This is a genomic window from Streptomyces sp. NPDC091280, assembly GCF_044768565.1.
GTDB lineage: Bacteria > Actinomycetota > Actinomycetes > Streptomycetales > Streptomycetaceae > Streptomyces.
Genome location: NZ_JBIVUZ010000015.1, coordinates 119010 through 131292, shown reverse-complemented (window position 1 = coordinate 131292; position 12283 = coordinate 119010). Strand labels below are relative to the sequence as shown.

13 protein-coding genes are annotated in these 12283 nt (G+C 72.6%); 7 read left to right on the top strand and 6 right to left on the bottom strand.

Annotation, left to right across the window (positions count from 1 at the left end; all coding sequences use genetic code 11):
- Positions 1 to 78: 78 nt before the first annotated feature.
- Positions 79 to 1302 carry a 4-hydroxybenzoate 3-monooxygenase gene (locus ACIQPR_RS38490; protein ID WP_403658482.1) on the top strand — a complete coding sequence of 408 codons (1224 nt, stop codon included), beginning with the start codon at positions 79 to 81 and terminating at the stop codon, positions 1300 to 1302.
- 9 nt (positions 1303 to 1311) lie between these two features.
- Here the strand turns inward: ACIQPR_RS38490 and ACIQPR_RS38485 are convergent, their stop codons facing one another.
- On the bottom strand, positions 1312 to 1671 hold the full coding sequence (locus ACIQPR_RS38485; protein ID WP_403658479.1) for an ArsR/SmtB family transcription factor: 360 nt from the start codon (positions 1669 to 1671) through the stop codon (positions 1312 to 1314).
- Positions 1672 to 1730: 59 nt separating this feature from the next.
- On the opposite strand from ACIQPR_RS38485, the gene ACIQPR_RS38480 reads away from it, so the two are divergent.
- Positions 1731 to 2786, top strand: a complete 1056-nt coding sequence (locus ACIQPR_RS38480; protein WP_403658476.1) for a cation diffusion facilitator family transporter — start codon at positions 1731 to 1733, stop codon at positions 2784 to 2786.
- Between the two features lie 2 nt (positions 2787 to 2788).
- Here the strand turns inward: ACIQPR_RS38480 and ACIQPR_RS38475 are convergent, their stop codons facing one another.
- Together ACIQPR_RS38475 and ACIQPR_RS38470 are read right to left on the bottom strand one after the other, a co-directional pair.
- Positions 2789 to 3346, bottom strand: a complete 558-nt coding sequence (locus tag ACIQPR_RS38475) for a YbaK/EbsC family protein (RefSeq protein WP_403658473.1) — start codon at positions 3344 to 3346, stop codon at positions 2789 to 2791.
- Positions 3347 to 3377: 31 nt separating this feature from the next.
- Positions 3378 to 3962, bottom strand: coding sequence for a helix-turn-helix domain-containing protein (locus ACIQPR_RS38470; protein ID WP_403658470.1), 585 nt, complete (start codon positions 3960 to 3962; stop codon positions 3378 to 3380).
- 106 nt (positions 3963 to 4068) lie between these two features.
- Here ACIQPR_RS38470 and ACIQPR_RS38465 point away from each other — a divergent pair, with 106 nt between their 5' ends.
- Positions 4069 to 4929, top strand: a complete 861-nt coding sequence (locus tag ACIQPR_RS38465) for an EamA family transporter (protein WP_403658467.1) — start codon at positions 4069 to 4071, stop codon at positions 4927 to 4929.
- A 7-nt stretch (positions 4930 to 4936) separates the two neighbouring features.
- Here ACIQPR_RS38465 and ACIQPR_RS38460 read toward each other — a convergent pair whose 3' ends face one another.
- Positions 4937 to 5734 (bottom strand): acyltransferase, encoded by a 798-nt coding sequence (locus ACIQPR_RS38460; protein ID WP_403658464.1) that lies wholly within the window; start codon positions 5732 to 5734, stop codon positions 4937 to 4939.
- 108 nt (positions 5735 to 5842) lie between these two features.
- Between ACIQPR_RS38460 and ACIQPR_RS38455 the strand changes: the two genes are divergently transcribed.
- Positions 5843 to 6370 (top strand): gamma carbonic anhydrase family protein, encoded by a 528-nt coding sequence (locus ACIQPR_RS38455; RefSeq protein ID WP_403658462.1) that lies wholly within the window; start codon positions 5843 to 5845, stop codon positions 6368 to 6370.
- 57 nt (positions 6371 to 6427) lie between these two features.
- On the opposite strand, the gene ACIQPR_RS38450 is transcribed toward ACIQPR_RS38455, so the two are convergent.
- Positions 6428 to 7072 carry a DedA family protein gene (locus ACIQPR_RS38450; protein ID WP_403658459.1) on the bottom strand — a complete coding sequence of 215 codons (645 nt, stop codon included), beginning with the start codon at positions 7070 to 7072 and terminating at the stop codon, positions 6428 to 6430.
- A gap of 219 nt (positions 7073 to 7291) precedes the next feature.
- On the opposite strand from ACIQPR_RS38450, the gene ACIQPR_RS38445 reads away from it, so the two are divergent.
- The 3 genes from ACIQPR_RS38445 (at position 7292) to ACIQPR_RS38435 (ending at position 11972) form a co-directional block, all read left to right on the top strand.
- Positions 7292 to 9031 carry an ABC transporter ATP-binding protein gene (locus ACIQPR_RS38445; RefSeq protein ID WP_403658456.1) on the top strand — a complete coding sequence of 580 codons (1740 nt, stop codon included), beginning with the start codon at positions 7292 to 7294 and terminating at the stop codon, positions 9029 to 9031.
- On the top strand, positions 9028 to 10818 hold the full coding sequence (locus ACIQPR_RS38440) for an ABC transporter ATP-binding protein (RefSeq protein WP_403658454.1): 1791 nt from the start codon (positions 9028 to 9030) through the stop codon (positions 10816 to 10818). The genes ACIQPR_RS38445 and ACIQPR_RS38440 overlap by 4 nt, the downstream gene beginning before the upstream one ends.
- 77 nt (positions 10819 to 10895) lie before the next feature.
- Positions 10896 to 11972, top strand: coding sequence for an iron-siderophore ABC transporter substrate-binding protein (locus ACIQPR_RS38435; RefSeq protein WP_403658452.1), 1077 nt, complete (start codon positions 10896 to 10898; stop codon positions 11970 to 11972).
- Between the two features lie 71 nt (positions 11973 to 12043).
- Here ACIQPR_RS38435 and ACIQPR_RS38430 read toward each other — a convergent pair whose 3' ends face one another.
- Complete coding sequence (locus ACIQPR_RS38430) at positions 12044 to 12247, bottom strand: MbtH family protein (RefSeq protein WP_403658450.1); 204 nt, start codon at positions 12245 to 12247, stop codon at positions 12044 to 12046.
- Between the last annotated feature and the right edge of the window lie 36 nt (positions 12248 to 12283).

The window sequence follows — 12283 nt, the reverse complement described above, 5'->3', positions numbered from 1 at the left end:
CGACCGCACCGGTGACATGGACCGGCCGCCCCTCCGGCGGCCGGTTCTCGCTTGTCAGGGCGCCGTCATACTGGGCCGGTGACCTTCCCCTCCCCCCACCCCGAACCGCCTTCCGTCCCCCACTTCCCGGTCGTCGTCGTGGGCGCCGGCCCCGCCGGACTCACCGTCGGCAACATCCTGCGCGCGGCGGGCCTGCGCTGTCTGGTCCTGGAGACCGGCACCAGGGAGTTCATCGAACAGCGGCCCCGGGCCGGCGTCATCGAGGAGTGGGCCGTCCGCGGCCTTGAGCAACGCGGCCTCGCCCAGCGCCTGTTGGAGCGCGCGCAGCGGCACACCCAGTGCGAGTTCCGCTTCGGCGGGCAACGGCACCGGTTCTCCTACACGGAGTTGACGGGCCATCACCACTACGTCTATCCGCAGCCGTTGCTGGTGACGGACCTGGTCCGGGAGTACGCGGACGTGCGCGGCGGCGAGATCCGCTTCGGTGTGCGGGACGTCGAGCTGCACGACCTGGACACCGACCGCCCCGGGGTGTCGTACACCGACCCCGAGACCGGCCGACGGCGGTTCGCGCACGCGGACTTCGTCGCGGGCTGCGACGGCGCGCGCGGGGTGAGCCGGGCCGCGATACCGCCGGAGCGGGCCCGCACCGCGCGGCACGACTACGGCATCGGCTGGCTCGCGCTGCTCGCCGAGGCACCGCCGTCCTCGGACTGCGTCCTGTTCGGCGTGCATCCGCGCGGCTTCGCCGGGCACATGGCGCGCAGCCCCGAAGTGACCCGCTACTACCTGGAGTGCCCGCCGGGGGACGACCCCGACCACTGGCCGGACGACCGCGTCTGGTCCGAGTTGCAGCACCGGCTCGCCGCGACCGGCGCCCCGCCGCTGACCGAGGGCCGGCTGATCGAGAAACGCGTGCTCGACATGCACAACTACATCGTCGAGCCCATGGTGTTCGGCCGGCTCTTCCTCGCGGGGGACGCGGCCCACCTCACCGCGCCCATCGCCGCGAAGGGCATGAACCTCGCCCTGCACGACGCGTTCCTGCTCGGGGACGCGCTCGTCGCCCACCTCACGAGGGGCGACCCGGCGGGCCTGGGCGACTACTCGCGGGCCTGTCTGGGCCGGGTGTGGGAGTACCAGGAGTTCTCCCGCTGGCTCTCCGAGGTCTACCACGGCGCCTCGTCCGGCGACCCGTACCTCGCGGGCACCACCCTCGCCCGGCTGCGCCGGGTCTTCGCGTCCCCCGCCGCCGGGCTCGCGTTCGCCGAGTCGTACCTCGGCACGGACACCGGCGGCTGAGGCAGCTCCTCAGTCGTGTGTCGGACGGTCGCTGAGCCGGTGGTCCGCCACGTTCAACGCCTCGTCGACGAGCCGACGCAGATGACCGTCGCCCAGTGCGTAGATGACCCGGCGGCCCTCCTTGCGTGTGGTCACCAGTCCCGCGAGGCGCAGCCGGGCCAGGTGCTGGCTGACGGCGGGACGGGCCGCGTCGCAGGCCTCGGTGAGCGTGGTGACGTCGGACTCGCCCGCCGTCAGCGCGTGCAGCAGGGTCAGCCGGGTGCGGTCGCCGAGGAGGGCCAGGAGTTCGGCGGCCAGCGCGAACTGCTCCTCGCCCGGGGTGCGCGGATGCGCATCGTGCGCAGTTGATAGGTGCGTGCGTGCGCTCATACGCACATAATGGCTCCGTGGGCGCCGTACGTCCACCCGCGCACCGGAAGGGGACGCACGTGAGCGACCAGCACCACCACGAGCACGAGCACCGTCATGAGCACGAGCACCACCCTCACCACTCCCCCAAAGGCGTGCGCCACCGCCTGACCCACCTCCTCACGCCCCACTCCCACGAGACCGCCGACAAACTCGACTCCGCCCTGGAGTCCTCGGCCCGCGGGATGCGCGCCCTGTGGGTCTCGCTCGCGGTGCTCGGCGCGACGGCCGTGGTACAGGCGGTCGTGGTCGTGGTGTCCGGTTCGGTCGCGCTGCTCGGCGACACGGTGCACAACGCGGCGGACGCGCTGACCGCTGTACCGCTGGGCATCGCGTTCGTGCTCGGCCGCCGCGCGGCGACCCGGCGCTTCACCTACGGCTACGGCCGGGCCGAGGACCTGGCCGGCATCGCGATCGTGCTGACGATCGCCGCGTCCGCGGCCTTCGCGGGCTGGGCGGCGGTGGACCGGCTGCTCGATCCGCGTCCCGTCGCGCATGTCACGGCGGTCGCGGGGGCGGCGCTGGCCGGTTTCGTCGGCAACGAGTGGGTGGCCAGGTACCGGATCCGGGTCGGGCGGGAGATCGGGTCGGCCGCGCTGGTCGCCGACGGACTGCACGCCCGCACCGACGGGTTCACCTCACTGGCCGTGCTGGCGGGCGCCGGGGGCTCGGCGCTGGGGTGGCAACTCGCCGATCCGCTCGTGGGGTTGGCGATCACCGCCGCCATCGCGCTGGTGCTGCGGAACGCGGCGCGCGAGGTGTTCCGGCGGGTGATGGACGCCGTGGACCCCGAACTCGTGGACCGGGCCGAGCACGCCGTGCGCGAGGTCCAAGGGGTGCGCGGGGTGGGCGAGTTGCGGCTGCGCTGGATCGGCCACCGGCTGCGCGCCGAGGTGTCGGTCGTGGTGGACGGGGAGGCGACGGTACGGCAGGCGCACGCCGTCGCGGTGGCGGCGGAGCACGCGCTGCTGCACGCGGTGCCCCGGCTCACCGCGGCCCTGGTGCACGCCGACCCGGCACCGGTACCGGGCGAGGCCGACCCGCACCGGGAGTTGGCCCATCACGCGAGGGTCTGAGGTCAGGCGACCCCGAGTCCCTCCAGCACCACCGCGCCCGGAATCTCGGCGAACGCCTTGCCGGGGACGAGGAGTTTGCCGCGCCGGCGCCCGCTGCCGACCAGGACGTAGGGCAGGTCGACCACGGCCGAGTCCACCAACACCGGCCAGTCGGCGGGGAGTCCGATCGGTGTGATGCCGCCGTACTCCATGCCGCTCTCGCCGGTCGCGGTGTCCATCGGCGCGAACGAGGCCTTGCGGGCGCCGAGTCGGCGGCGGACCACGCCGTTGACGTCGGCGCGGGTGGTGGACAGGACCACGCACGCGGCGAGCGTCGTCCCGCCGCCCCGCTTCCCGGCCACGACCACGCAGTTCGCGGACCGCTCCAGCAGCTCGGGGCCGTAGTGCTCGACGAAGGTCGCGGTGTCGGCCCACTCCGGGTCGGTGTCGACGTAGACGATCTGTTCGGCGGGGACGCCGCCGCGCCAGGCGCGCACGGCGTCGGCGACCGGGCGGATCAGTTCGTCGAGGCAGTCGGGGGCGGGGGTGGCGTGGTCGAAGTGTCCGATCGGTGCGCGCATGAGCGCACGCTAACAGTCGTACGGCGGCCGTTCACGGGGTGTCCCGGTGCACCGGCGGGACGGACACCGCCATCACCATCTCCATCGGTTCCTCGCCCCGGTTCCCGTAGGTGTGGGGGGTGTTGGCCTCGAAGGTGGCGCTCGCGCCGGCCGGGACGAGGTGGTCCTCGCCGTCCACGGTGAGGGTCAGCTCGCCGGTGGTGACATGGACGAGTTCGACGGTGCCGGTGGGGTGCGGCTCGGAGGGGCTGCTCTCGCCCGGCATCAGCCGCCAGTCCCACATCTCCAGCGGTCCGGGCGCCTCGGTGCCGGCGAGGAGGCGGTTGTAGCTGCCGGCCTCCGTGTGCCACAGCCGTACGGCCCGCTCGGCGGGGACGATACGGACCTTGGGGCCCTGTTCGTAGTCGAGCAGGGTCGTGATGCTGACCCCGAGGGCGTCACCGATCTTGACGACCGTGCCGATGCTGGGGTTGGTGCGGGCCTGCTCGATCTGGATGAGCATGCCCCGGCTGACGGCGGCCCGGGCGGCGAGCACGTCCAGGGTGAAGCCGCGCACCGAGCGCCAGTGCTTGACGTTGCGCGCCAGGGACTGGTTCAGCAGGTCGAGGTCCGACACGTTCCGCCCATACCTTCAGTTCAATATTATGGATGACAGAGTTCACTTCGCTGAACTACGGTGTGGTGCACCGAATCGTCCACCGAACTGTACTGCGAGGCACCCCGTGACAGCATTCTTCGCCCTGGCCACCAGCCTCCTGTGGGGACTGGCCGACTTCGGCGGAGGCCTGCTCACCCGACGGTCCCCCGCGCTGACGGTCGTCGTGGTGTCGCAGGGCATCGCGGCGGCCGTGCTCGGCGCGGTCGTCGTCGCCACCGGCGGCTGGAGCGAGGCCGGACCGCGCCTGTGGTTCGCGTTCGCGGCGGGACTGGTCGGGCCGGTCGCGCTCCTCTCCTTCTACAAGGCGCTCGCGCTCGGCCCGATGGGCGTCGTCTCGCCGCTCGCCACCCTGAGCGTCGCCGTGCCGGTGGGTGTCGGTCTGTTCCTCGGGGAGCGGCCCGGACTGGTGCAGGTGGCGGGGATCGCGGTGGCCGTCACCGGGGTCGTCCTGGCGGGCGGTCCGCAGTTGCGGGGCGCGCCCGTGCAGCGGCGGACCATCCTGCTGACGCTGATCGCCGCGCTCGGCTTCGGCACGGTGTTCGCGCTGATCACGGAGGCCTCCACCAGCGTCACCGGCCTGTTCCTCGCGTTGTTCGTCCAGCGGCTGACGAGCGTGACCACGGGCGGGGCCGCGCTCTACGTCTCCGTACGGCGGGGCGGGACCGCGCTCCCGGAGGGCGGCGGTTTCCCGTGGGCCTCGCTGCCCGCGCTGGCCTTCGTGGGACTCGCCGACGTGTCGGCCAACGGGACGTACTCGATCGCCGCGCAGCACGGCCCGGTGACCGTGGCGGCGGTCCTCGCCTCGCTCTATCCGGTGGTCACGTCCCTGGCCGCGCGCGGCTTCCTGAGCGAGCGGCTGCGCGCGGTGCAGGCCGCCGGGGCCGGGCTCGCGCTGGTGGGGACGCTGCTGCTGGCCACGGGCTGAGCGGCGCTCAGGCCTCCGCGTCGAGTTCGGCGAGCCGCGCGACCGTGTCGTCGTCCAGTGCGGCCAGCCGCGCCGCGGTCTCCTCGTCCAGGCCCGCGAGCGCGTTCAACTGGTCCGGGGTGACGCCCTCGGGGATCGGCACCGGCGCCGGCGTCCGCAACGGCGGCTGCCAGCCGTCGGCGGCGGTCCAGCGTCGTACGACCCGTGCGGGCGCCCCCGCCACCACGGCGTGGTCAGGGACCGTGCCGCGGACCACCGCGCCGGCCGCGACCACCACGTTCCGGCCGATCCGCGCGCCCGGCAGGATCACCGCGCCGGTGCCGATCCAGCAGCCGGGGCCGATCTCGACGGGCTCCATGCGCGGCCACTGCTTGCCGATCGGCTCGTGCGGGTCGTCGTAGGAATGGTTCGTGGAGGTGACGTAGACGTAGGGGCCGAAGTAGCAGTCGCTGCCGATGGTGACCGTCGTGTCGGCGATGACATGGCTGCCGCGGCCGAGGACGACGCCGTCGCCGAGGCGCAGGATCGGGTCGGGGCCGAGGTCGAGGTCGGGCATCAGACCTGCGGTGAGGGTGACCTGCTCGCCGACGATGCAGTGGGCGCCGAGATGGATCCAGGGTTCGCCGAAGACCGTGCCCAGCGGGAAGGCGAGGCGGGTGGCCTCGCCGATCGAGCCGAAGTGGAAGCGGCCGGGGTTCTCGGCCGTCACCGAGCCGGTGCGCTGCACCCAGGCCCAGCCGGTGTGGACGGCGCGCTGCGCCAGGTGGCGCGGCCATTTCGAGAACGTGTTCTTGCGCTTGGGCACCCGCTCACGGTACTCAGCGTGAGCCGCACCCATGAGGTCCGGCCGCTGTGATCTTCGCCCCACCGGATGACGTAGCGTGCGGGTGTCTTCGACGAGAGGGAGAGCACGATGGCGCACAAGGCGTTGATCACGGGCATCGGCGGCCGGGAACCGAAGGTCGACGGGACGGCGTTCGTCGCCCCTACGGCTTCGGTGATCGGGGAGGTGACGGTGGCCGCGGGGGCGAGCGTCTGGTACGGCGCCGTGCTGCGCGGTGACGTCGAGCGGATCTCGGTCGGGGCGAGCAGCAACATCCAGGACAACTGCACCTTGCATGCCGACCCCGGGTTCCCGGTGAGCGTCGGTGAGCGGGTGTCCGTGGGGCACAACGCGGTGGTGCACGGGGCGACCGTCGAGGACGACTGCCTGATCGGGATGGGGGCCACGGTGCTCAACGGGGCGGTGATCGGGGCGGGTTCGCTGGTCGCGGCGCAGGCGTTGGTGCCGCAGGGGATGGTCGTGCCCGCGGGGTCACTGGTCGCGGGGGTGCCGGCGAAGGTGCGGCGGGAACTCAGCTCCGAGGAGCGGGAGGGATTGACCCTCAACGGGACCATGTATGCGGAGTTGGCCAAGGCGCATCGCGAAGTGCATGAGTAGATCGTCGGCGGGTGCGGGTTCGTCGCGGCTGGTCGCGCAGGTCCCCGCGCCCCTTCGCTACTCGGCGGCGCTCACCGGTTCGGGTTCGTTCTTCTCGGCGGTCATCTTCTGCGCCCTGCGGCGCACGATCAGCATGGAGGCCAGGCCCACCAGCACCGCCGCCGCGAGGCCGAAGTAGGAGAAGCGCTTGAGCCAGTCCTCGGCGACGATCCCCACGTAGTAGACGACCGCCGTGGTGCCGCCCGCCCAGACGATTCCGCCGAGGAGGTTGGCGGTGAGGAACTTCCAGTAGGGCATGTGCAGGACGCCCGCGAGCGGGCCGGCGAAGATGCGGAGCAGGGCGATGAAGCGGCCGAAGAAGACGGCCCACATGCCCCACTTCTCGAACGAGCGCTCAGCGGTGGCCACATGGCCCTCGCTGAAGTGTCTGGGGAACCTGGCGGCCAGCCAGGCGAGCAGCGGGCGTCCGCCCTTGCGGCCGATCGCGTAGCCGATGGAGTCGCCGATCACGGCGCCGAGGCTGGCGCAGGCGCCGAGGACGACCGGGTTGATCCCGGAGTGCTGGGAGGACAGCAGTGCCGCCGAGACCAGGACGATCTCGCCCGGCAGCGGGATGCCCAGGCTCTCCACCCCGATGACCAGCGCCACCACGGCGTAGACGGCCACCGGGGGAACCGTGTCGAGCCATTCCTGGACGTGCAACGCCGGTCCTCCCGAACTCATGAACTGCCTTGCGGGCGCGCGCCGCGTGAAAGGGCGCGCTCCGGGAAGGGTACCGCCCTGCCTCACGCGTCGGCGCCCTGCGGATCGGCCGCATCGGAACCGCTCCGTTACCTACTGAGCGGGCAGAAAGGGCTCCCATCCGGCTCAATTCACTTAAGGTAGCCTTGCCTAAGTTGGCCGGTTTCCGGAGGGTGGCTGGTGGGAGCAGGGGAACTGTCGGGACGGGATGTCCTGGCGCGCTCGGTCAAAGGACAGCGGCGGAGCGTCGCTCTCGGCTCGGCGCTCGGATGCGTGCACCAACTGGGGGAAGCCCTGGTGCCGGTGCTCATCGGTGTCGTCATCGACCAGGCCGTCGCCGGTCAGGACGCGGGACGGCTCGCGCTCTGGCTCGGTGTGCTGGCCCTCATGTACGTGACGCTGTCGTGGAGCTTCCGGCTCGGCGCCAAGGCCGGTGAGCGCGGGGCCGAAGAGGCCGCGCACACCCTGCGGTTGGCGATCGTGGGCCGGGTGCTCGACGCGCGCGGCGGCGCCGAGGAGGGGCGGCTGCCCGGCGAACTCGCCAATGTCGCCACCGAGGACGCCAAGCGGGTCGGCGCGGTCAACATGGCGCTGATGAGCGGCATTTGGGCCATCGCGGGAGTCGCGGTGAGTGCCGTCGCGCTGCTGCTGATCTCGGTGCCGCTCGGCCTGATCGTGCTGCTCGGCACACCCGTGCTGCTGTGGCTGGGCCATCTGCTGAGCAAGCCGCTGGAGCGGCGCAGCGAGGCCGAGCAGGACCGGGCCGCGCACGCCTCGGGTGTGGCCGCCGACCTGGTGGCCGGGCTGCGGGTGCTGAAGGGGCTGGGCGCGCAGCAGGCGGCCGTCGAGCGGTACCGGCGCACGAGCCGCATCTCCCTTGCCGCGACGCTGCGTTCGGCGCGTGCCGAGTCCTGGCAGACCGGGCTCGTGCTCGCGCTCACCGGAGGATTCATCGCGCTGATCGCCCTGGTGGGCGGGCGGCTGGCCCTCGACGGGTCGCTGACGCTGGGGCAGTTGGTCTCGGCGGTGGGGCTCGCGCTGTTCCTGCTGGGGCCGTTGGAGACCTTCGCGTGGGTCAACGCCGAGCTGGCCCAGGGCCGGGCCTCGGCCGCCCGGGTCGCGGAGGTGCTGGCCGCGGGGCCCGCCGTGGTGGACGGCGAGAACCCCGTCGCCGAGCCCGTGCGCGGCGCCCTGCGGCTGCGGGGCGTACGGCTCGGCGCGCTGGACGGTATCGATCTCGACCTGGCCGCAGGGCGGTTGACCGGCATCGCGGTCACGGACCCGGCCGGGGCCGAGGCCCTGTTGCGCTGTCTGGGCCGGGAGACCGACCCCGAGTCGGGCTCGGTCGAGTTGGACGGTGTGCCGCTGACCGAGCTGGATCCGACCGGACTTCGGACGGCGGTCCTGGTCGCCGCCCATGACGCGGCCCTGTTCGAGGGCTCGTTGGCGGACAACGTGACTCCGGAGGAGGAACCTCCAGACGGGGAGACGCAGGGCGAGGAGCCGCCGAACGAGGAGGCCGGTCCGCGCACCGAGCGCGCCATGGCCGCCGCCCGTGCCGACGAGGTCGCCGAGTCCCTTCCGCACGGCGCCGCGACCGGTGTCGGCGAGGGCGGCCGGTCGCTGTCCGGCGGGCAACGGCAACGCGTGCTGCTGGCAAGGGCGTTGCGTGCCGGACCGCCCGTGCTGGTCGTGCACGATCCGACGACGGCCGTCGACACAGTCACCGAGGCGCGGATCGCGGAGGGGCTGCGCGCGTTCCGGCAGGGCCGCACCACCATCGTCGTCACCAACAGCCCCGCACTTCTCGCCGTCACCGACCACGTGGTCCTCCTCGACGCCGGCCGCGTCGGCGCCGAGGGCACCCACGCGGATCTGGTGCGGACCGACGCGACCTACCGGACGGCGGTGCTGGCATGACGACGCAGGACATCCGGACGGCGGACTCCGACCGCGCCCTGCTGCCCACCGCCACCCCGGCCCGCACCCGGGCCGCAGTGCGTGAACTCCTGCGCCCGCAGAGGGGGTTGGCCTTCGCCGGGTTCGGCCTGATGGTGGTGGCCACCGCCGTCGGACTGCTCACCCAGCCGCTGCTGGGCCATATCGTCGACGTGGTCACCGAGCGCCGCTCCCCCGACGCGCTCACCCTGCCCGTGGTCGCGCTGGCGGCGGTCGCCCTGGTGCAGGGCGTGACCACCGCGCTGGGCATGTCACTGGTGTCCCGGCTCGGGGAGACCGCGCTCGCCCGGCTGCGCGAACGGTTCGTCGAGCGGGCGCTCTCGCTGCCCCTGGACCGGATCGAGAAGGCCGGGTCCGGCGACCTCAACTCCCGTGTCACGCGGGACGTCTCACGGGTCGCGGACGCGGTGCGCGGCGCGCTGCCCGAGCTGGCGCGCTCCGCGCTGTCGATCGTCCTGACTTTGGGCGCGCTCGCGCTGCTGGACTGGCGGTTCCTGCTGGCCGCGCTGATCGCCGTGCCGGTGCAGGCGCACACCGCCCGCTGGTACGTACGCAACGCCGTTCCCCTGTACGCCAAGGAGCGCATCGCGACCGGGACCCAGCAGCAGCAGCTGCTGGACACCATCGGCGGGGCCAGGACCGTACGCGCGTACCGGCTCCAGCGGCGGCACACCCGGCAGGTCACCGAACGCTCGCGCGCGGCCGTGGAGTTGACGATGAGCGGGGTGCGGCTGATGCTGCGCTTCTACAGTCGGCTGCACATCGCCGAGTACCTGGGGCTGTCCGCCGTCCTGGTCACCGGGTTCCTGCTGGTGCGCGACGGTTCCGCCTCCGTCGGGACGGCGACCGCCGCCGCGCTGTACTTCCACAGTCTCTTCGGTCCGGTCAACACCGCGCTGGTGCTGCTGGACGACGCCCAGTCGGCGACGGCCGGTCTGGCCCGGCTCGTCGGTGTCGTCGACGAACCCGCGCCGGTGCTCGCCGGGCGCGCCGACGACCGTACGACCACGGCCGGACCTCCGGCCGTGACGCTGAGCGGGGTCTCGCACGCGTATGTGCCGGGCCGCCCGGTGCTGCACGACGTCGACCTGGAGATCCGGCCCAAGGAGCGGGTCGCGCTGGTCGGGACGACCGGTGCGGGCAAGACGACGCTCGCCAAGCTGGTCGCGGGGCTGCACCGCCCGCAGGCGGGCCGCATCGACGTCGGCGGCGAAGAGCCGGACGAGGAACGGCAGTTGGTCGGTCTCGTCACGCAGGAGGTCCATGTCTTCGCCGGGCCGCTGGTCGAGGATCTGCGGCTGGCCCGCCCGGACGCGCACATCGAGGAACTGCGGGAGGCGCTCGACACGGTGGGCGCGCTCGGCTGGGCCGAGGCGCTGCCGGAGGGCCTGGACACGGTCGTGGGCGACGGCGGCCACCGGCTGACCGCCGACCGCGCCCAGCAACTCGCCCTGGCCCGGCTGCTGTTGGCCGACCCCCCGGTCGTCGTGCTGGACGAGGCGACGGCGGAGGCGGGCAGTTCGGGCGCCCGTCAGCTCGACGAGGCCGCCGAACAGGCCCTGCGCGGCCGTACGGCACTCGTCGTGGCGCACCGGCTGAGCCAGGCCGCCGCCGCGGACCGGGTGGTCGTGCTCAGCGGCGGCCGGGTCGTGGAGAGCGGCACGCACGACGAACTCCTCGCCGCACAGGGCCAGTACGCCGCTCTCTGGCAGGCCTGGTCCGGCAGCCGCTCCTCCGACACCCCCTAGACCCGCCACCCCCCGCCGAACCCATCGCGACCAACACATCGCGCCCAACCCATCGCGACGAACAGAAGGATCATCCGATGCCCCGCGCCACCAGAGCCTCCCGGCTGACCGGCCTGCTCGCCTCCGCACTCCTGCTGGCCGTCACGGCGGTGGGCTGCGGATCCTCCGGCTCCGACGACACCTCGTCCGCCTCCAGCACGTCGGGCTCGGAGGCGAAGGCCTCCGCCGACGCGTTCCCCGTCACGATCGCCCACAAGTTCGGCAGCACGACGATCAAGTCCGAGCCCAAGCGCATCGTCACCGTCGGCCTCACCGACCAGGACGCGGTGCTCGCCCTGGGCAAGGTGCCGGTCGCCACGACCGAGTGGCTCGGCGGCTACAAGGGCGCCATCGGCCCGTGGGCCACGGACAAGCTGGGCAGTTCCCCGGCGCCGACCGTCCTCAAGGACACCGGCACCGGCCCGCAGGTGGAGAAGATCGCCGCACTCAAGCCCGATCTGATCCTCGCCGTCTACTCGGGCCTGACGAAGGCCCAGTACCAGAGCCTGTCGCAGTTCGCGCCGGTCGTCGCCCAGCCGAAGGCCTACAACGACTACGGCGTGCCGTGGCAGCAGCAGACCGAGGAGATCGGCCAGGCGCTCGGCAAGTCCGCCGAGGCCAAGACCCTGGTGTCGGGCGTCGAGGCCAAGTTCGCCGCGGCCAAGAAGGCCAACCCGGCCTTCTCCGGCGCCTCGGCCGTGATGGCCACCCCGTACGAGGGCGTCTTCGTCTACGGCAGCCAGGACCCGCGCTCCCGCCTCCTGTCCGACCTGGGCTTCTCGCTCCCGAAGGACCTCGACAAGGTCATCGGTGACACCTTCGGCGCCAACATCAGCAAGGAGCGCTACGACCTGCTCGACCAGAAGGTCGCGGTGTGGATCGTGCCGGACACCACCACGGCCGTCACCAAGCTGCACGACGACAAGATCTACGGCGACCTGAACGTGGTGAAGCAGGGCCGCGAGGTCTTCATCAAGGAGACCAGCGACTACGGCAACGCGGTGTCCCTGTCTACCGTGTTGAGCATCCCCTACGTCCTGGACCGGCTGGTGCCGCAGCTCGCGGCGGCGGTGGACGGCAAGACGGCGACGAAGGTGGAGCAGCCCGCCTCCTGACGCGACACGGACACAAAGGAAGGGGGGCCGGCCCGAGTCCACGACTCGGGCCGGCCCCCCTTTCCGTGCGCTCAGGCCCCGTCGACCAGGCTCTTGGGCCGCATGTCCGTCCAGTTGGCCTCGATGTGGTCCAGGCACTCCTGGCGGGCTGCGGGCCCGTGGGCGACCGTCCAGCCGGCCGGTACGTCCACGAAGTCGGGCCACAGGCTGTACTGGCCCTCGTCGTTGACGAGGACGGAGTAGACGCCTTCGGGGTTCTCGAACGGGTTGCTCATGTCGGGGGTTCCTTGCCTCTCGTGCGGTGCGGTGGG